Source organism: Paenibacillus sp. J22P51, from assembly GCF_059692215.1.
Genome location: NZ_JCAUAZ010000002.1, coordinates 684,523 through 704,737 on the forward strand (window position 1 = coordinate 684,523; position 20,215 = coordinate 704,737).

The 20,215-nt window shown below is 44.2% G+C and carries 16 protein-coding genes; 13 read left to right on the forward strand and 3 right to left on the reverse strand.

Going from position 1 to position 20,215, the window contains the following annotated elements:
• Positions 1-20 precede the first annotated feature (20 nt).
• Positions 21-1,730, forward strand: coding sequence for an acyl-CoA dehydrogenase family protein (locus tag AC58QC_RS07460; protein ID WP_497414550.1), 1,710 nt, complete (start codon positions 21-23; stop codon positions 1,728-1,730).
• A 421-nt stretch (positions 1,731-2,151) separates the two neighbouring features.
• Here the strand turns inward: AC58QC_RS07460 and AC58QC_RS07465 are convergent, their stop codons facing one another.
• The 3 genes from AC58QC_RS07465 to AC58QC_RS07475 all read right to left on the reverse strand — a co-directional run bounded on the left by AC58QC_RS07465 (position 2,152) and on the right by AC58QC_RS07475 (position 3,871).
• Positions 2,152-2,760 (reverse strand): hypothetical protein, encoded by a 609-nt coding sequence (locus AC58QC_RS07465; RefSeq protein WP_497414551.1) that lies wholly within the window; start codon positions 2,758-2,760, stop codon positions 2,152-2,154.
• Between the two features lie 183 nt (positions 2,761-2,943).
• Positions 2,944-3,258, reverse strand: a complete 315-nt coding sequence (locus AC58QC_RS07470; RefSeq protein ID WP_497414552.1) for a hypothetical protein — start codon at positions 3,256-3,258, stop codon at positions 2,944-2,946.
• 31 nt (positions 3,259-3,289) lie between these two features.
• Positions 3,290-3,871, reverse strand: a complete 582-nt coding sequence (locus tag AC58QC_RS07475) for a hypothetical protein (protein ID WP_497414553.1) — start codon at positions 3,869-3,871, stop codon at positions 3,290-3,292.
• Between the two features lie 548 nt (positions 3,872-4,419).
• On the opposite strand from AC58QC_RS07475, the gene AC58QC_RS07480 reads away from it, so the two are divergent.
• The 12 genes from AC58QC_RS07480 (at position 4,420) to AC58QC_RS07535 (ending at position 20,038) form a co-directional block, all read left to right on the forward strand.
• Entirely contained in the window at positions 4,420-5,736 is a 1,317-nt protein-coding gene (locus tag AC58QC_RS07480; RefSeq protein WP_497414554.1) for an ABC transporter substrate-binding protein, read from the forward strand.
• Between the two features lie 83 nt (positions 5,737-5,819).
• Positions 5,820-6,695: a carbohydrate ABC transporter permease gene (locus tag AC58QC_RS07485; protein ID WP_497414696.1), complete on the forward strand. Its 876-nt coding sequence runs from the start codon at positions 5,820-5,822 to the stop codon at positions 6,693-6,695.
• On the forward strand, positions 6,692-7,507 hold the full coding sequence (locus tag AC58QC_RS07490) for a carbohydrate ABC transporter permease (protein WP_497414555.1): 816 nt from the start codon (positions 6,692-6,694) through the stop codon (positions 7,505-7,507). The genes AC58QC_RS07485 and AC58QC_RS07490 overlap by 4 nt, the downstream gene beginning before the upstream one ends.
• 95 nt (positions 7,508-7,602) lie before the next feature.
• A complete protein-coding gene (locus AC58QC_RS07495; RefSeq protein ID WP_497414556.1) occupies positions 7,603-9,321 on the forward strand; it encodes a sensor histidine kinase in 1,719 nt (572 codons plus the stop codon).
• 29 nt (positions 9,322-9,350) lie between these two features.
• Positions 9,351-10,958 carry a response regulator gene (locus AC58QC_RS07500; protein WP_497414557.1) on the forward strand — a complete coding sequence of 536 codons (1,608 nt, stop codon included), beginning with the start codon at positions 9,351-9,353 and terminating at the stop codon, positions 10,956-10,958.
• Positions 10,959-11,156: 198 nt separating this feature from the next.
• Complete coding sequence (locus AC58QC_RS07505; RefSeq protein ID WP_497414558.1) at positions 11,157-12,023, forward strand: hypothetical protein; 867 nt, start codon at positions 11,157-11,159, stop codon at positions 12,021-12,023.
• Positions 12,024-12,111: 88 nt separating this feature from the next.
• Positions 12,112-12,324 (forward strand): orotidine 5'-phosphate decarboxylase / HUMPS family protein, encoded by a 213-nt coding sequence (locus tag AC58QC_RS07510; RefSeq protein WP_497414559.1) that lies wholly within the window; start codon positions 12,112-12,114, stop codon positions 12,322-12,324.
• Positions 12,325-12,659: 335 nt separating this feature from the next.
• Positions 12,660-13,784 (forward strand): glycoside hydrolase family 88 protein, encoded by a 1,125-nt coding sequence (locus AC58QC_RS07515; protein WP_497414560.1) that lies wholly within the window; start codon positions 12,660-12,662, stop codon positions 13,782-13,784.
• Positions 13,785-13,948: 164 nt separating this feature from the next.
• Positions 13,949-14,935, forward strand: a complete 987-nt coding sequence (locus tag AC58QC_RS07520) for an ABC transporter permease (protein ID WP_497414561.1) — start codon at positions 13,949-13,951, stop codon at positions 14,933-14,935.
• 43 nt (positions 14,936-14,978) lie between these two features.
• A complete protein-coding gene (locus AC58QC_RS07525; protein WP_497414562.1) occupies positions 14,979-15,854 on the forward strand; it encodes a carbohydrate ABC transporter permease in 876 nt (291 codons plus the stop codon).
• A 125-nt stretch (positions 15,855-15,979) separates the two neighbouring features.
• Positions 15,980-17,656, forward strand: coding sequence for an extracellular solute-binding protein (locus AC58QC_RS07530; protein WP_497414563.1), 1,677 nt, complete (start codon positions 15,980-15,982; stop codon positions 17,654-17,656).
• 168 nt (positions 17,657-17,824) lie between these two features.
• On the forward strand, positions 17,825-20,038 hold the full coding sequence (locus AC58QC_RS07535; RefSeq protein WP_497414564.1) for a helix-turn-helix domain-containing protein: 2,214 nt from the start codon (positions 17,825-17,827) through the stop codon (positions 20,036-20,038).
• Positions 20,039-20,215: the final 177 nt, after the last annotated feature.

Genomic DNA, 20,215 nt, shown 5'->3' on the forward strand with positions numbered 1-20,215 from the left:
ATTGTTCGGAGGAATCAACTATGCTCGATTATGCAAAGTGGAAAGTTGCAAATGACGCCAACTGGTACACAGACGATCCGATTTTGACCCGATACACTAACCGTTATTTATCGGACACAGTCATGAAGTATGTGGAACACGCTTTTGTCGAGACCGGCCGGCTTGCTGCTGGACCGATTGACAAGCGTGCTGTATACACGGATCGTGACGGCGCACCGAAATTGATCCGCTATAATCGCAAAGGAGAAGAAATTAACGAAATCTGGTACAACGAAGGTTACATGCAAACTGTGAAGGACGGATACGGATCGGGAGTTGTCGCCTATCGATATGACCCGAACGCTCCGGAGACCGTTCCATTTTTCGTAAACAGTATTCTACTGTACCTTCTTTGTGAAGCCGAGACAGGATTCGCTTGCCCAGTGACGCTGTCCCAGTCGGCGGCGTTCGTCCTTGAAAAGTTCGGATCTGAAGAACAGAAGAGCACTTATTTATCGCGACTAGCCTCGCTAGATTGGGATAATTTTGCTCAAGGTGCTACGTTTTTGACTGAAATTCAAGGCGGTTCAGACGTCGGTGCGACGGAAACGAAAGCGGTCAAGCAAGGAGATCACTATCTCCTCACGGGGGAAAAGTGGTTTGCCAGCAACTGTGACGCTGAAATAGCGATTACATTGGCCCGCGTATCCGACCAGCCAGGTACTCGCGGACTTGGTTTGTTCTTGATGCCACGGATATTGCCTGATGGTAGTCGTAATCGTGTATCCATTCGCCGGCTCAAAGATAAATTAGGCGTCCGCGCCGTCGCCAGTGGTGAGCTCATCCTGAACAACGCAGTTGGCTATCTGATCGGTTCTGAATCAGATGGATTCAGATACATGGCCGAGGCATTAAACGTGTCACGTATTGACACTGCCCTTGGAGGACTTGCTCTTGCTCGTCGCGCCTTTCTGGAAGCCATGCTATACACACATCAGCGCTCCGCATTCGGTAATCCAATCATAAGCTACCCGATGGTTCAAGAAACGCTAGTAAATATCATCACAGAAATTGAAGCTGGATGGGCTTTTTCTGCTCAAATGATACATATGTTTGACAAAGTTCACACCTATGGCACGGGAACAGCAGACGACACCTCCGTTATGCGGGTATTACTGTCTCTTGCTAAGTATCGCTTAAGTGAACTCGGCGTGGATACGGCCAAGCAAGCGATGGAGTTGCACGGCGGCAACGGCTATATTGAAGAGTATCCGATGCCACGGTTGTTGCGCGATGCGCTCGTTAATCCGATCTGGGAAGGCTCAGCCAATATTCAGGCACTGGAAGTGCTTAAAAATTTGCAAAAAGGTGGTGCTCAATCCTTCATCTCAGTGCTGCAAGGTACACTTGCAAAGATTGAACGGGATGAATTGCATGAGCTTCGAGATGAAGTCCAAGGAGAAATACATCGCTTAAGTGAAATTCTAGTTGATTTCGGAAAACTAGATGCTTATCGTCAATCGGCGGGCATTAAGAAGCTGGTGAATTTGATGTATGACGTATTCGCAGCTGTGCACTTACTCGAGGAGAGTCAATATGACATCATTCTTGATGGGAATAGACGGCGTGCTCGAATCCTCACACACTGGTTGAAGATGACCTTAAAATCCGAGGCTGATGGGGGGATACTTGATCCTGAAATATTTTCCTCGGAAGAGTTCCAGGCCATTACAGCGTTTGGATGGATATAATAGGAGATAAAATAAAAGAAGTAAATATAATAGCCCGGATTATACTGACTCTTATTTTCTATTCCTGGAAAGAGCATTTATCCATCTACAGGAATCTAACGGATAACGATAGTTCAATATCCAACTATAACTAGGCTGCCGAAATCGTTCGGCAGCCTAGCTTCGTTTATGACCGTATCATTGTCGTAAATCATTTGTTTACCATTTTTATCCACGAGATTATGGTTGCCCAACACATGAAGGCAGTTCCTGGTTATATGGACAACCAAACATAGATTTCCCTGTATGCATAACATTAAGCCACAGCAGCCTGACGCTCTGTTCCTTCTCCACTCCCCAAAAAAAATCCCTATGATCCAAAAAGATCAAGGGGGATGCCTCGGGTGGTCGAACCTACAACCTACCGGTTAAGTTATATTTATCACACTTGAGTCCCAATAATAAGCCTGTTGGTTATTTGATTATAGGTCAAACGATATTTTTTTCCATTTTTCAGCCCGAATTTTAGCGCGTTATTAGCAGTTAACTGAAAGAATAAGTCAGGAGTCTCTACATTACTCTTCAAAATGTTAAATCTTTTACGTACGCATCCACGAGTAACGATTAGCGTTGTTCTCGTACTGTAAATTCCTAAGGCATCTATAAATGGACCGCCTAAAGTGATGTTATTTTCGTGAAGTTTATTCGGGTCTAGCTTGAATAGGGCCTGCGAACGGGTAACAGGTGCTCGAAACATTCTCATGATTCTCGTTTTCTCATTAAATACGAGTAAAAAACGTTGTTCCTTTTTCACCCTAAATAACTGAGCTGTTTTGGGATTTAATGAAGCCATACTGAAATCACATTCGGAAGCATCTCCCTTAACAACACGAACCTTTTTCTTTATGGCTCCTCGTTGAAGTATAACTACAGAACCATCAGGAATTTGAAACAAATTACCTCCTGGTCCTCCACCGCATTCATTGATAAAAAGAATGTTTTGATCTTGATTTTGAGCTATTCCAAAATCGACTACTCCTCGTAGAATCATATTTATCCCGCCTCCCATATACTATAAATCTATCTTTTGTTGTTGCGCTTATTGTGTTGACTGCTGCTTTGGCTGTAGGATTTTGTGCTTTACGGTTTATCGACATAAGTTGAAGACCGGAAGGGGAAAGAACTAATCTACCTGAGACTGTGATCGTTGATCGTAAAATCTCGCCCTTGTATGCTAAACGATTTCGCACTGTTCAGGTGGATCAAATACAGTTATGTCAGTTATCACGTCTAAAGGAGTGGCCCAATTCACTTCTAGTCGGAACTCAACACCATCTTGATGAGGAACAATGTTTCTTACACAAATAACGGCCTCTCCTCTATGTCGATCAATTATATCGATATCATAAACGCCGGCTGGAACCCTCGGGAATATGCCCTCAGCAACTGAGATGTGTACAACTGACTTTCTGTTTATTACCCCGTACCAGTTGAAGTTGTACCACTGTGAAGTTGCATGACGCCAATAAACACGTATCGTTCTAGGCATAGTTTTCCTCCTAAAGGGTTACTCTTTCTCATCAAGACTGCTCAAAGGTAAGGTTATAGCGCTTTCCGTTAGACAAGCGGACAACAAATAAAGGACCGTATACGCTGATTTTAGTGGAAACAAAAGGCTTCGAATTGACGGCGTTATTGACTAACCGCAGCAACTTAGCCTGTTTTCTCGTTCTCACGAGACAGATGAACCTTGCTGTAAATATGCGATCTTTGGCAAGTTTTCGCAGCAGCCGCAGCATGATTAGGCTTACTCTACGGATATCCTCGGATTGTATACTTAGCATCTGCCCCGGCCTAAAGATACCGGTGTCAAAATAAACCTTCGTCTTTTTTGTGATCATGAGACTGTAGCTTGCGCTGAAGCCGGCTCCAACAGCGACCCCAGCGCCTGGCAGGACCTGTTGGATCACTCTTGTGGTTCGATCTAAATCCAATGTCCTCAAGGCGCTTATCAGTCGCATCGCATACAAACGATCGTTTGCTAGGCGTTCATAAAGTGGCAGTAACTGTCGGGATATGACGGACAGTCCCTTCACGGTAATGGGTTGAGTCTGAAAGGTGTCCGTCTGCTCTATTACGACATCTTTTTTGTTGAGCTTCATTCGATTTACCCTCCTTGTTTCTCATCATTTGATAGAGATAATTAGGATGGATCTACATAGGTGCTAATGGGTGATTATTAATTACCCGAAACCATTGTCATCTGCGGACGCTCTGATGATCTCAAGAATGGCCTAGTGATTATGATGAGCGGAATCCGTGGAGCCTTTAGTGCATACAAAGTTTTCCGTTACAAACTCCTATTTCTTGATCCTTCCGCTCGTGCATCATCGGCACCTTTCATATTGGACTTGAACATATTATTCATACTCTACTCCAGATGCTTGGATTCGGACCCAACGAACGCAGAACCATTGCGAGGAAATTTTCGGGGAAGTAGCGAGTGCTGAACGGCGTACTGATATTCGTATGAAAAAAACCTCCAAGTAATAGTAATCTTTAAGAGAGGTATTCCTTCAGACGAGATATTAACGGACCAGGATAAAAATGAATATATGTTTGTAAAATTATTGCTATATCATTCCCTTTCCACCGACCTTAAAATATTAGTATAAACACAAATTGCCGAACATACGAAAGGGGTATAATCATGAACATAGGAAAAAAAAGCAGATTGCTCGCCTTAACGTTTGCGGTTGCTATGACAGCCACAGCGTGCAGTAATGAAACCCAGAAGACAGCGGTTCCAACCACAGGATCCAAGCCGTTTGCAGGACAAAAATTATCGGTGTATGGATTAAATCATCAGTGGTCCGATTCGATTAAAGCTGCTCTGCCTCAGTTCGAAGAGCAAACAGGGATCAAAGTAGATCTACAGGCATTCGCCGAAGATCAGTTGCAGCAGAAGCTTGCTGTTCAGCTGACCTCCAGTTCGGAGACGCCGGACCTCTTTATGTCCCGCCCTTATATGGATAAAATTTTATTTTACAAAAACGGATGGCTCACACCTCTGGATGAGAATGTGAAGAGAAATCCGAATTATGATTTTAACGATTTCTCCAAGGCCGCTGTCGACGCTTCAAGTATAGACGGCAAGCTCATGTACATCCCGCTCTTTACGGATCAGTTCGTCTTGTATTACCGCAAAGATATTTTGCAAAAAAACAATATTCCCGTTCCCAAAACCTTGACCGAGCTGGAAGCGGCGGCGAAGAAGTTGCATGACCCGGGTAAAGATTTCTACGGCTTTGTTGGCAGGGGACAACGTAATGCGCTGGTCACCGCCGTATCCTCTTTCGTCTTTTCCGAAGGCGGCGACTATATTAAGGGCGATAAAGCGGTAATCAACTCGCCAGAAGCGATTCGAGGCTTCCAAATCTACGCGAATCTGCTTAAAAATTATGGCCCGCAAGGGACGCTGAACATGAGCTGGCCACAGGCTGCAGGGTTATTCGCGCAAGGTAAAGCAGCGTTCTATACAGAAACGGGCTCCATCTACAAGAACACCACCGATCCCGAAAAATCTTTAGTGAAAGACAATGTTGGCTTCGCAGTGTTCCCAGCTGGAAGCGCCGGGGCTAAGCCGTACAACATTGCCGCTTGGTCGCTGGCGATGAATCCAAAGACGAAAAACAAAGAAGCAGCTTGGGCTTTTATGGAATGGGTTAGCAGTAAAGCTAACGTCCTCAAGATACAACGAGACGGGGTGACGGGGGCTAGAAATTCGGTGTGGGCGATGAAGGAAGGCACGGATGCATTTCCAGCCGATCTGGCCGCAGTGATTCAAGAAACAATGAAGATAGGTGTCGGCACAAGCGTTCCGCAGACGATCAGCGTCGGCGAGGCTCGGGATGCGGTAGGAAGCATTGTTGTTAAGGCTGTGCTGGGCGAGGATATTAAAGCCGCTGCGGATCAGGCGAACAAAGAATTACAAGCCATCATCGATAAAGACAATGCTACGAAGTAAAAATCAATTGAGATGAACAAGGGCAAGCCTTAGAGTAGGTCTTTGGCTTGCTATTTTTTTCGAGAGGAGTCGGTAATGTGGTCATGAACTGGTTGGATCGTCATCTCAAATGGGTATTTACTATACCGGCTGTGCTTTTTATTGCCTTGATGGTTGTCTTTCCGATCACGTATACGGGAAAAATCAGCTTGTATGAATGGAGCATGTCGGCCATTACACCGCCAAAGTGGGTGGGGTTGGATAATTACATTTCACTTTTGAAGGAGCCGAAATTTTGGAACGCAGTTCGCATTACGTTTTATCACACCACAGTTAGTATAATCTTGGAAACGGTGTTGGGCGTTGCGATTGCCCTATTATTCTCACGCTCCTTTGCTGGACAAAAGCTTGTCAAGACGATCATGATGCTTCCCATGGTGGCAACGCCCGTATCGATCGGACTGGTGTGGCTGTTGATCTATGAGCCTTCCATCGGTTTGGCTAACCAGCTAATGCGAAAGGCAGGTTTGCCGACACAGGAATGGCTGGCCTCGGTCGATCAGGTCATCCCGTCTCTCATTCTGATTGACGTATGGGAGTGGACCCCGATGATCTCACTCATCATTATAGCGGGACTGGCTACGCTTCCGACGGATCCGTATGAGTCTGCTGATGTGGATGGAGCATCAAGGCTGCAAAAGCTGGTTCATATCACACTTCCACTGCTTCTGCCAACGATTATGACTGCTGTTATTCTGCGCCTGATCGATTTGCTGAAGACGTTTGATACGATCTACGCTACGACGCAAGGCGGACCCAACTTCGCATCGCAGACTATGAATTTAATGATTTTCGACCAAGCGTTCGTTAACTTTAAACTAGGCTCGGCATCGGCGCTGTTGATTCTATTCTTTCTACTAATCATGGTCATGGTTCTGCTTCTGCTCGTGGTTCGGAAAAGGCTAGGGGGACTTCAATGAGACAATCGACTGCGATGCGCACTAACTTTGCGCTTGTTAATATATTGGTACTACTATTCTTTCTGTTCCCGTTCCTATGGATGCTGTCAGCGTCTTTTAAGACACAGGTACAGGTATTATCCTCACAGCATTTATTTGTGTTTACGCCAACAGTTAAAAACTATTTCACTGTATTTAAAGAATACGATTACAGCCGTTTTATTCTCAATAGTTTTGTCATTGCAGTTCTATCTACCGTCGGTGCGTTGATGCTCGGATTGCCAGCCGCCTATGCGATCGCCAGACATCGCATGTACTATTTCTCCATTATGATCCTGGTAGCCAAAATCATTCCAGGTATTACATATTTGGTGCCTTGGTATATTTTGTTCAACAAGCTCAAATTGGTGGATACGTATACAAGCTTAATTCTCAGCCACATGGTAATCGGTTTGCCGTTTATTATGTGGGTCATGATTCCGTTTTTTGAAACGTTTCCAAAGGAGGTCGAAGAATCGTCTTGGATTGACGGCAACTCCAAGGTTCGTACTTTCTTTCAGATGGTACTCCCGGTGTCTATGCCGGGGATCGTGACTTCATCGCTGCTGGCGTTCATTTTTTCCTGGAACAACTTTATGTTTTCGCTGATTTTATCAGGGGAAAAAACGAAGCCTCTGCCGCTCGCCGTGTTCAACTTTATCTCGGGCAACGCCATCAATTGGGGGGCGCTAATGGCTGCGGCATGCGTCATCACGCTTCCAGTAATCGTGATCGCCTTGTTCGCGCAAAAGTATATCGTCAGCGGATTATCGGCAGGTGCAGTGAAAGGATAGCACCCTAGCAACAAGGAGTTTAGTTCTAGATAATGCTCCTAATACTCCTATAGTTCAGGTATAATTAGCTGATGAAGAGATGAGGAGTGTTGGGAATGCGTTATAGAGGGAACATCTTTAGCAAAATGGTCATGCTCATAGTCCTACTACTGCTTCCGATCGGTATCATCTATAGCTATTCAAATCATACATCCGTTCGGGTGATTGAGAAAGAGCTTCAGGAAAAGAGCCTGAAGCGTCTTTCTTTCTTTACCACCCAGACGGATAACATCATTAATCAACTTTCCGTGCTGTCCACCATCGTAAGCCGGGATAATTCGATTCATGCGCTGGAGCGCCTTGGAAGCAAGTCGAATGGTTATCTGCAGCTGGAGATGCAAGAGGAGATTGTGCAAAAGCTCAACCTGCTCAGTGCTTCCAGCAGTTGGAACAATCAGATTACCATTTTCATGCCTAAGGTAAAGCAGGTGCTATCTAACGATTATCAGAGCGTATACGATGATGATTATGTGAAGCAGCTGTCCACCGCTCGATGGGATTACCACCCTGTTCGGACCATAGGAGAGGGCTATTTTACCAAAGCTGTCTGGAGTCCACTTTTGGTGAATCGAAGCTTGTTGGAAGCCGAATCTATCGTTGAAGTGCGGTTCGGCGAGAACAATTTGGTTCGGATGTTGAGGGACTATAAGTTCGACGGCAAGTCGCATCCGTTTTTTTATTCTCCGACTACTCGTCCAATTATGGATAAGACAGATCGGTCCGTCATTACAGACCATATCGTTGACCTATTGAACCGTGAACAGCTGGATGAAGTCGGTCATCGGATTGTCGAGATCGAACGTGAGCAGTATATGGTGTACTTCGTGCGTCTTCAAAGCATAGGCTGGTACGCTGTCGATTATTTGCCGCTCAAAGAAGTACTGGCCCCCATCAACAAGAGCCGAAATTGGTTTTATATATCCATTATGTTTATGATGCTGATTAGTCTCCTGGCTACGGTATTCTTGTACAGACAAGTTCAGCTTCCTATCCAACTGCTGCTTCAAGGAGTGAAGATGCTGCAAAAAGGTACTTTCTCCCACCGACTGAATTACCGTCCGAAGAATGAGTTCGATTATTTGTTTACGCGATTTAATGAGATGGCTAACGAAATCCAGCGTCTGCTTGAAAATGTCTACATGGAAAATATCCGGTTTCGGGATGCCAAATTAAAGCATTTGCAATCTCAGATCAACCCGCATTTTTTAGCCAACTGCATGTTTTTTATCAAAAATATGATTGCCATCGACGATAAACCGGCGGCTACTGCGATGGTTTTGAACTTGTCGGAGTACTTCCGCTATATTACGAGGCTGGAGCATACGCTTACTACCCTCCGGGAAGAATTGAAGCTGATTGAAAATTACTTGACGATTCAAAATTTGCGGATCGAACGATTCCATTACGAAATTGATATCCCTGAGGATATGCTGGACCTGCAAATTCCGCGACTGATGGTGCAGCCGGTTATTGAAAATACAATTGTCCATGGGATTGAAAAGAATACGGAATACGGGATTATCACCATTTCCGGCGAGCTATCTGAAGGCATTTATCGCGTCATAATCGATGATAACGGGGTGGGGCTGTCCGATCAGCAGTTAAGGGATCTGGCGAATAAGGTATCTAATCCGCACGATCAGGAAACCGGATGTGGGCTTTGGAATGTCCATCAGAGGCTTGCCTATCAATTTAATCAGCAATCCGGCCTTATGTTTTCGCATTCTCCGCTCGGAGGACTCAGAGTCGCTATTCAGTGGAAAGTCGGAGCATAGCCCAAACGTGAGAGGAGAGTGTGGACAATATGCTGGAATTATTACTAGTAGACGATGAAATGAGCGTAGTCGAGACGCTAGCCGTCACTATTCCATGGGAATCACTGGGAATTGGCACGGTTCATAAAGCCTACTCGGCAGCAGAGGCGCTTGACATCGTCGCCACGCATCCTATTGATATTGCGATCACAGATATCGGGATGCCGGGGATGGACGGGATCGAGCTTTCGAGAAACATCTATATGCACTGTGAGCATATCAAGTGCATTCTGCTTACGGCGCATGCTGATTTCAAATACGCGCAGGCTGCAATCAAAAACAATATCTGCGATTATTTGCTCAAGCCGATCAGCGACGAGGAATTAATTGAACGCGTGTCGTCAGTTGTTCGAATGATCCAGACGGAACGGGAAAACAATGACGCCTATCAGCGGGCGCTGAGAGCGATGCGCGATCATTTGCCAAGGCTTCGAGGGGAGTTTTTACACGATCTGCTTCAGGGAAAGCGGGTAACCCCTGAGAAACTGGAAGAAAAAATCCATTTACTCGAGGTGCCGGTTCAAACAAACGATTTGATCACGATGATTATGATTCGATTCAAGGACCAATTCTTAGAGTTGGATCCGTTTGAGATGTCTTTAATGGAATTTGCGATTGTGAATATGGCGCAGGAAACGTTGAAGGACTATTTTCACGTCTGGTTCTGTAAAGATGTTCATGAATATCTCGTGTTGGGTCTGATTCCTAAAGCTGCTGAGTCGCAGCAATATCATGCGACCCGGCTTACGCATCAGCTGCAGAAAAACATCGAGCATTTTTTGAAAAAGCGGGTATCCGTACTCCTTGGACAATGGGGCTTATTTCCGACGGATATGACCAGGCTGTATAACAATATGCTACAGACATTCAGTATGAGGCTCGGCCAAGAGAAAGACCTGCCGGTATATATCATGGATGATGCAGAGGTCTCCGAGGTCAGAACATTGCTGTCACTTTATGAACCTCCAGCACTTATGCACTTAATGGAATCCGGACAATGGGAAGCGGCCGCAGATAAGATTTCGTGTATTTTAAATGAAGTGGAAGCCTATTGGGCGGAATCTTCCGAGCACATGCTGGAAGCGTTCTTTGCCTTATTTACGGCTTTCTCTTATATTGCACATAAGAACGGAAGGAAGCTGCCCGAATTAATTGGGGATGACTACACCCGAGGGAAGGAATTGACGCCTGCCAAAACGGTAAAGCATCTGAGCGATTGGGTTTGGAGCGTATTTGGTAAATTCAAGCAGCAAGCCGTGCATGAGCGCAATAGTGCGAGATTAGTGGCTGTTAAGGAAGCGCAGAAATATATAGTATCTCATCTGTCCGGTGATATTTCGCTGCAAGCCATTTCCGAGCATCTTCAGATGCATCCCGCTTATTTGTCAAGGATATATAAGCTGGAGACTGGGGAAAATCTCATTGATTACATGACTCGGTTGAAAATAGAAAAATCACAGCAGCTTCTCAAGCGCAGCAACCTTAAAATTTATGAGATTGCCATTGAGGTCGGCTACCAAAACCCGCATTATTTCATAAAGCTATTCAAAAAGCATGTAGGTCTGACGCCTCAAGAATACCGGAATTCGACGGTGTAGCTGAAAAAACAAGAGAAGGCAGCCGACCCTATTGGATCGGTTGCCTTTTCTCAACTAACTGGCAGTATAGTTGTTTTTTTATCATCTTTATATCATCTTCATTTTATCTTCGTTCTATCTTCATTTTATCTTCATTTGAACTTGACAAACGGGTGATATTTTTTATGTGTAAGAAAAAACAAAGGAATAGGTGATTATATGAAAAAGAAATTATTAATTATGGGTTTGACAGCAGCAGTGTTAGTTGTAGGAGCAGGAAGCGCCTTTGCTAGTTCTAAGTTATCATTAAAAGATAAGCAAGTAATAAGTGCAAGCGGAAAAGTATTCGATGCACCCAAAGGACAACCGCAAGATTTTGAATATAAAGGGCCGGGCGCAGAATACTTAGATTACGATAAATTATTTAGTTTACTTAAAATGGATGCCGCCACTGTGAAAGAACAATTAGCTTCGGGTAAATCCATCGTTGAAATTGCAGAATCTAAAAATGTTCCAAAACAGAAGATAATTGATTTCTTTACTGAAATTGCAGCAAAATCACAGGAAGAGTTTAATGCATCACAAGGAATTGAACCCGATCCTAGTAAAAAAGAGGCAATGATTAAATGGACGGAATCCGCGATTAATGAAAGAAATATATGGGATTTAGATAACGAACAAGCTCTAGCTGATGGAAAAGAAAAACCGATTCAAAGCGTACAAAAAAGTGAACAAGTCAATAAAATTTCTAATCAAGAAAAAAAGGTCTATGTGAAAGCCGAAGAGGGTATCCTCAAAGGATTTGGTGCTGGTATGTTAAATAACGCTAAACTATTTGAATTGTTGCAAATGGATGCAGCGGAACTACAAAAAGAATTAGATACAGGTAAGACAGTTATTGAAGTTGCAGCTTCAAAGAATGTATCAGAAAAAGAAGTGAACGATGTAATTATACAAGCTCAAGTTGAAATACAACTACGAGCAGTAGAAAATAAGGAGCCAGGCATTACATCTCCTCCAAAAGATGAACTAGCTGAGCTACTATCTAAAAAGGTTCAACAAGCTACTACAAATTCAAATAAGTAAGTTTTATTAAAATCCATAAGAAACCAAGATTTTTGCGACTTAGTTGAAAGTAAATTATTAATCTAACGGGAAACGATAATTGAGGGGCTTGCTTCGCGGCAGCCCCTCTAACGATGCAAAAAGAGGGGATATTGGTTCAACTTCAACAGCCTATGCTCGAGCTTCTTTAGGTAATGGAACGATTTCTGGTGATATGGTCACCGTTAATCCCTTTTTAGGCAGTGATGGGTATATGCCATTTATTGACGTGGCAAAGGAACAAAACAAATATTGTTGTAAAAGAAGGGCAAATCAACTGTAATCTTCGTCCTTCTGCCATCAATGCCATCGAGGTTTAGGCCGAATAGTAATTAAGCAATAAGGATACATCAGTCAGGCTCTTCGGAAATCCGAAGGGTTCTTTTGTGTATTGAAATCCAAGCTTAATAAGCCTCACACAGCGGTTTAGAAGGTGTTGCGTTCAGCCGCAGATAGCGAATCCTCCATCCCTTTCCCTCATGCTACCCGAAACGGGCAGCATTTCTCGTTTCAGCATCCCTTTCACCAATCCTGTTAACCCAACGAAAACGTGTATATTGAGCTAGCCATTGGATGTGGATATGCTTGGAACATTCAACGGATGGGAGTGTACAGTAGATGACAACAGAACAATGGATAGCAGATGCTTGGGAACAAGGAGTCCGCAAAGTGAAGAACTCAAGTCTCCGGGTGGGTGCAGCATTCCCACACGGTTCGCTGGAGGGTCAATTTCAATTGACCACTCCGCAATACTGGACAGCTGGCTTCTGGCCAGGGTTATTATGGCTCATTTATCAAGATAGGCAAGATGAACAATTGCGCCAACTCGCCGAGAGCTGCGAGCAGAAGATGGATGCGGTGATCGAAGCTTATGAGCCCCTAGATCATGATATGGGCTTCATGTGGACGCTAACTTCGGTAGCGAACTGGCACCTCACAGGGAACGAGCAGTCCAAACGCCGAGCATTGAAGATTGCCAGTCATTTGGCGGGACGATTCAATATCAAGGGAAGATTCATCCGCGCGTGGAACAGCCCTGAGCGAGTAGGCTGGGCGATCATCGATTGCATGATGAATTTGCCGCTGCTCTACTGGGCGTCGCAGCAAACTGGCGACCCTCGCTTTAAGCATATCGCAGAGGCGCACGCCGGAATGGCCGCCAAGCAGTTTATTCGCGCGGATGGCTCCGCGTATCACATAGTCTGCTTCGACCCAGAGACAGGTGAACGCACCGGTGCTCTCGGTGGCCAAGGCTATGCGGAAGAGTCCGCATGGGCACGGGGTTCGGCATGGTCGATCTATGGCTCGGTGCTCAGCTACCGCCATTCCGGCCGTGCCGGTCTCTTGGCAGCTGCGGAGCATGCTGCCGCTTTCTTCCTGGCACACTTACCGGAGGATAAGGTGCCGTATTGGGACTTCCGATTGCCGACCTTCGACGGGGCATCGCGTGATACAAGTGCCGCAGCGATTGCGGCAAGCGGGTTGCTGGATCTGGCTGCGCTCTGTGCAGGCGATAATGCACTCTTTTATAAGGAGCAAGCGTGTGCGATCTTGCAGTCCTTAGCGAACAATTATCAGGCAGATGACTCCGAAGAAGCGATCCTACTCGCTGGGACAGGCAACGTACCAATGAATCAGAACATCAATAAGCCGCTCATTTACGGCGATTACTACTACATGGAAGCATTAGCGAAGCTTCAAGGACATCCCTCTTTCTGGGAGATAGGAGCTCCAAAAGCTTAATATATCAAGGATTATTCACATGTATATCCCTAGAAAAAGTGTATATCGGACAGCGAATATCCGCGATACATCAGCCTGTTAACTAATCGAAATCATGTATATTGTACTGATGACGGCTGAGAAGGTACGATGAGTTCATATTACAGAGCAAGGAAGTGACACCGATGAGTCAAGCACACCCGCCTTCAACATCAGCAATGGTCAATCAGAAGGCGAGCACAGAAAAAACTAAACCCAATTGGTTAGTTAGGAAGTATGGCAAACGCGTTCTTAAACAGAACATTCCGTTGTACATCATGTTTGTGCCAATCATCCTTTTCTTCCTTATATTTAAATACTTCCCGATGACGGGACTCGTCATTGCTTTTAAGAAGTACAGCTTCATTAAAGGGATCTGGGGCAGCCCTTGGGCAGGCTTCGACAGCTTTAAAATGATCTTTCAGAATAAACAAATTTTTGGTATCGTGTGGAACACCTTAAAGCTGAGTGGGTTAAGTATCCTCATTGGCTTCCCGGTTCCGATCATATTAGCGCTGCTGCTCAATGAGGTAAGGAAGATCCAGTTCAAGCGGTTGGTTCAGACGTTGGTTTATCTGCCGCATTTTCTCAACTGGGTCATTGTTGGCGGCATTGTGGTTACGGTCTTTTCGCAAAGTACAGGTACGCTCAATCATGTAATTGAAAAGATTTTTGGTGAGACATATCCGTTCTTATATAAAGAATTCTCGTGGATTGCTATCTTCTTGTCATCGGGTGTTTGGAAGGAAGCCGGCTGGAACGCGATTATTTATCTCGCTGCACTTACAGCCATTGACCAAAGCTTATATGAAGCATCAAGCATAGATGGCGCTAATAAATGGCAGCAAACCATACGTATTACATTGCCTGCGATTTTGCCAACGATCATTATTATGTTAATTCTGAAGATCGGACATTTGATGGAATTAGGCTTCGATCAAGTGTATGTTCTCCAGAATAATGCTGTCTCTGCAATATCCGAGGTCATTAGTACCTTCATGTACAAAATCGGTATCCAGCAAGCGAATTTCAGTCTTGCGACAGCAATGGGATTATTTGAGTCCTTGGTTGGTTTAATCTTGGTGCTTGCAGCCAATCGAATTGCACGCCGCTTCGGCCAAGGCTTATGGTAGGCGAACACATGACCTACTAACAAAAGTTAAGAAGGAGAAGCTTATGAACCATACACGAGGAGAGAAGGTATTTTACGCCCTCAACTATATATTTTTACTGGTCATTGGTCTCAGCTGTTTGTTACCTATTGTTCACATTTTAGCGCTGTCACTGAGTGATAAGCATGCGTTGATGTCGGGGACCGTTAGCTTTTGGCCTGTTAATTTGAGCTTAGACGGCTATAATGCGCTGTTCAAGGAAAGCCCAATCATCAAGGATTTTACCAATAGTTTGATTATTACGGTGGTAGGGACACTCCTGAATATGGTGTTCACAATCCTAGCTGCCTACCCCTTGTCTAAGCGTTATTTTATCGGACGCAAATTATATTCATTTGCTATTATTTTCACCATGATCTTCTCAGCGGGTCTCATTCCTACCTATTTATTGGTCCAAAAATTGGGGCTTATCAATAGTTACGGCGCTCTGTGGTTGCCTGGTTTGATTACGGTATGGAATCTCTTGGTTTTGAGAAGCTTTTTCGAAGGATTGCCGGAAGAGTTGGAGGAGGCTTCGCGTATTGATGGTTGCTCCGAATGGCGTTTGATCATTCAGATTGTGTTGCCTTTGTCATTGCCAGTCCTAGCTGCGTTATCCTTATTTTATGGGGTAGGCCACTGGAACGCTTTCATGAATGTACTGATTTATATCAATGATTCCAGCAAGTTGAATCTAGCGGTACTCGTGCAACAAATGATTCAAAATCAAAGTTTGATGCAGGAGCTGACACAAACACAGCCAGAAATGGCCGCATTGATTACACCAGAAGGTGTTAAAGCGGCAGGTGTCATTGTGATGACATTACCGATGTTGATCGTATATCCGTTCTTACAACGCTTTTTCGTCAAAGGTGTCATGGTCGGCGCTGTGAAAGGGTAATGGTAATTCTTTGAAAGGGGTGATGTGCAGCGACAAACATGGTAGTCTTAGTTTTACAAGTAGATGAATTAATCGGGGATATCTTAAAAATTGCACGTACATATCATGAGGGGTGACTTATTCATATGAAAAAAATCAGCAAAATGAAAGCAACGTCCATTTCCTTAGCTCTAGTACTCTCAAGCACAGCACTACTTACAGCTTGTGCATCGGATAAAGAAAAGACAGATAGCGCAACACCTGCAGCAAGCGCTGCAAGCACGGCTGCGGCAAGTGCGAAACCAGCTGGACCTAAGCCGAAAATTACGGTATCCATTTATGATCGTAACAATGTCCCTGAGGGCGAAGGCACGATTACGAATAACCGCTGGACGAAGTGGATTAATGAGAATGCACCGGTGCAAGTTGAGTTTATCCCTGTTCCACGTACGAACTCCTCGGAGAAGTGGAACGTCCTGTTCGCTGCAGGGCAAGCACCTGACTTAATCATGGAATTTTCGAATCCTTATATGAAGGATTTGGCATCCAAAGGGCAAATTATCCCAATCGATGATGCCATTGCGAAGTATTCCACGAATTACAAGAAAGTGATCTCCGGAAATGAGTCTTTACAAAAATTAACAAGATTTAATGGGAAAACGTTCTTCTTTGGTCGCACGCTTCCTTTCGCAGCTAACCATTATGTGATGATTCGCCAGGACTGGTTGGATAAATTGAAGCTTCCAATGCCAAAAACAACGGAAGAGTATCTTCAAGTTGCGAAAGCATTCACAGAGCAAGATCCTGACGGTAATGGCAAGAAGGATACATTGGGTTCGACTTTCTGGGATGTAGACTATATGTACCAACTAGGGCAAGCGAGTGATGAAACATTGCCAATGATCACGTCCTATCATCTGATCAATGATCAATATGTACGGACATGGGATCGTCCAAAAGCAGATTTAGCATTTAAAAAGAGTCTGTATGATGCTGGCACTGTAGATAAAGATACGTTCACAGACAAAAATATGGCTAAAGCACAGCAAGATTGGGTAAACGGCAAGCTGGGCATTTATGGTTCAGATGTGTTAGAAGGAGCAAAAGGTTTCGATGTCTACAATACGCTGATCAAAAATAATCCAGATGCCAAAGTGACGATTCTACCGCTTCCGAAGTCTGAAATCGGTCAATTCTCACCTGCAGGTGCAGTACCTATGCAATTTACATCTGCCATTAATGCAACAGCGAAGAACGTAGAAGCCGTTGTGAAGTATGTGGATTGGTTAATGGAGCCAGATGTTCAAAAGACGTTGATGTATGGGATTGAAGGCGTTAACTATAAGATGGTAGATGGTTGTCCGAAACCAATTGATGCAGAGAAAAATAAGAAAGAATTAAATTGGAATGGCGATTTCCAAATGATGTCTCAAACAGGCGAGATGGGCAAATGTGTGGATTATACGAACCAACTTGATCCATCGAAGCCGATTGATAAAGCGTATACCGAATTGATCAAACAAGGTAGAGCGGCTTATATCACACCAGATCGTCCAACAACGTCCGAGATCGTGCTTCCAGTTACATTGACGGATGATTTGACAGTTATTAAAAACACGTTGAAGAATACTCTTACGAATATTTATACAAAAGCAGTTGTAGGTGGAGCAAGTTATTCGGTTGAACAAGCGATGAAAGATGCACAAGAGGCTTGGGAAAAAGGCGGCGGTAAGAAAGTCGATGACTTCTATACAAAAGCCTATACGGATAACAAAAAAGACGTTATTTTCACGAAAGATTACTATAAGTTGTTGACGAAATAAATGGATTTAATTGAGAGCCTTTGCGGTGATTTCTATGCTGCGAAGGCTTTTTTCTTCAGAGAAACGCTCTCATGTTAACTCCACGATAGGATGTATATTGCTCGTTCATCACATCAAGGTTAGAATGGTTAAATAAACAGCCATATATGATGAAGGAGAGAGCCCAACTTGAGAAGAAATTGGTTCCATCGCTTGCTACTTTCCTATGTACCTGTTTTAATTCTTATCGTGTGTTTATTCGTATTTATTGGAGTCGTTCAGCTCAATGATCTGTCCCGCAAAGAAGCCCTGAAATCGAGTGGCGTATATGTTCAAAATATCCAGAATAGCATCGACATGTCGTTGAACTCCATTGAAATGATGATGCTTGAAACGATAACTCGCAATGTTAGCATAACGACCTTCGCTGGGATGCAAAGTGATACTAATTTTTTCATCGAGCTTTCCCGGCTGCTTCAGAGCCTAACATCTACCAATCCATGGATTGATTCTGTTTATTTGTATCGGGCAGGTGATGGCACGGTTATTAGTGATAAAACAAAGCTGAATGTCGATCAAGTTGGAGATAAACCATTCATTGAAAGTCATATAAATAATCCTGAACTAACTAGCTGGAGTTTGCCCCGTCCCTATAGGACTGTAAAAGATGGGAATCTGGAGGGTACAGTCATTTCCTTGTCCAGAAGTGTTCCCCTGCAAAGTAAAGGGATCGCTATTCTGGTCGTTAATGTGAAAGTAAACGCAATCCAAGAGTTTCTAAATAAATACGGCATATCTGAAGTGAATCAGATAGCATTGAGTGATAGTCAAGGACAGAAGATTTTCGAGCAAAAAGGCAAGGATCCGAAAGTTAATGACATTACGATAATATCCAACTACACAGGTTGGACCTATACAAGCTCGCTCAAGAAGGAAGAGTTGGGCAATATTTTCAATTACATGAAGAGCGGCTGGTTTATTGTGGGGTTCTTAGGTCTGCTGCTAGCGATAGGCTGGATTGTCTATATTACACGAAAAAACTATAAGCCGATTGAGACCATCATGTCCCGTATTGAGAAATACAATCAGGTGCATAAGGAGCATCCGATTCAAGGACCGACGGTGGATGAACTTAGTTATATTGATTACACGTTAAGCAGTATCATCGAGGTCAGTCAAGCGTATCAGAATCAGAGTCTCGTGAATCAGAAGTATAGACGTGTCCAGCTATTCCACGAATTGGTTGACGGCAGTCGTCCGATTGAACAAGCGGAGTGGGAAGACGAGCTACGTGAGATGAATATGGATTCATTTGGAAGTGCGTCGGTCAGTGTGATTGAAATTGATAAGTATTTGGAATTTATCAGTGAACATTCACGCAAGGATCAGGGATTGTTTAAGTATATTTTGAAAAAAGTAGTCGATGAGACGGCTGACACTAAGGGTCTTCGTATCTGGCAGGAATGGGTCACCAATCATCGGTTATGTGTGATTTTTCTGGAAGAACAGCAGCAGATTCAGGCGGAACCTCTCATGTTAACGCTAGCTGATCAAGTTCGCCAATGGATGCAGGACAATTTGAAGCTAACCGTGACGTTTGGCTTAGGATACACAGTTACCGAGGTGAATGCCATCTCGCAGTCCTATGAATCAGCAGCAAGAGCGCTTGATTATAAATCGGCCCTTGGAAGCAACCGAGTCATCGGTCATTGGGAAATTGAGCTGCTGTCCCATGATGATCTCTACGTGTACTTGCAATATGTACGGACGATCGCCCAAGCCTTCCGTGTAGGCAATGAAGGCTGGCATGAGCAGCTAAGGCTTTTATTTGAAGGATTAAAACGACTGCTGCTGCCGAGAGAAGAGATTAGCGGTATTCTGAGTTACATGAACTATTATTTCTACCGGGAAATGATGGAGCTGCCTCCGGAATATCAGGAGTTGTGGAATCGCGAGTTTCGGACACCGTGGGATGAGAATATAGATTCCCTCGAAACATTAGACGAGTTAGAGTTCTTCTATTCCCAATCACTCTCATCCTGTGCGAAGAAAATGGAAGCGATACGGGAAAGTAAAGGGAATCATGGTGTCGTACAGAGGGTGAGGGATTACATTGAGGAGAACTTCAGTAATCCTGATCTGTCTTTGTCTGGACTAAGCGAGCAATTCCATATGAATTCTTCCAGCTTGAGTACGCTGTTTAAAGAGGACTTCGGTGAAAAGTTCGTTGTGTATCTCTGTCAGGTTCGGATGGAGCACGCGAAGGAACTGTTGAGGGGGACTGCACTCTCTATTCAAGAAATTTCGGAGCGTGTAGGTTATTTACATCAGATGTCATTCATTCGGGCTTTTAAGAAAATGATAGGGACGACACCGGGCGATTATCGGAAGGTACACCAATAAGGTTACTGCTTAGGCGATAGAGCTTCCATCATAGAGCTTCCAAGGCCACAATTCTTGTGGTTTTGGAGGTTTTTTTTCAACTGATATCAGTGTTGAGCCCCTTTCCAAGGGGGAAGGCTGCATGTTAATCCTGCAAAGAAATGTAGATTGCTGGAACGATCCATAATGAGTATGTTA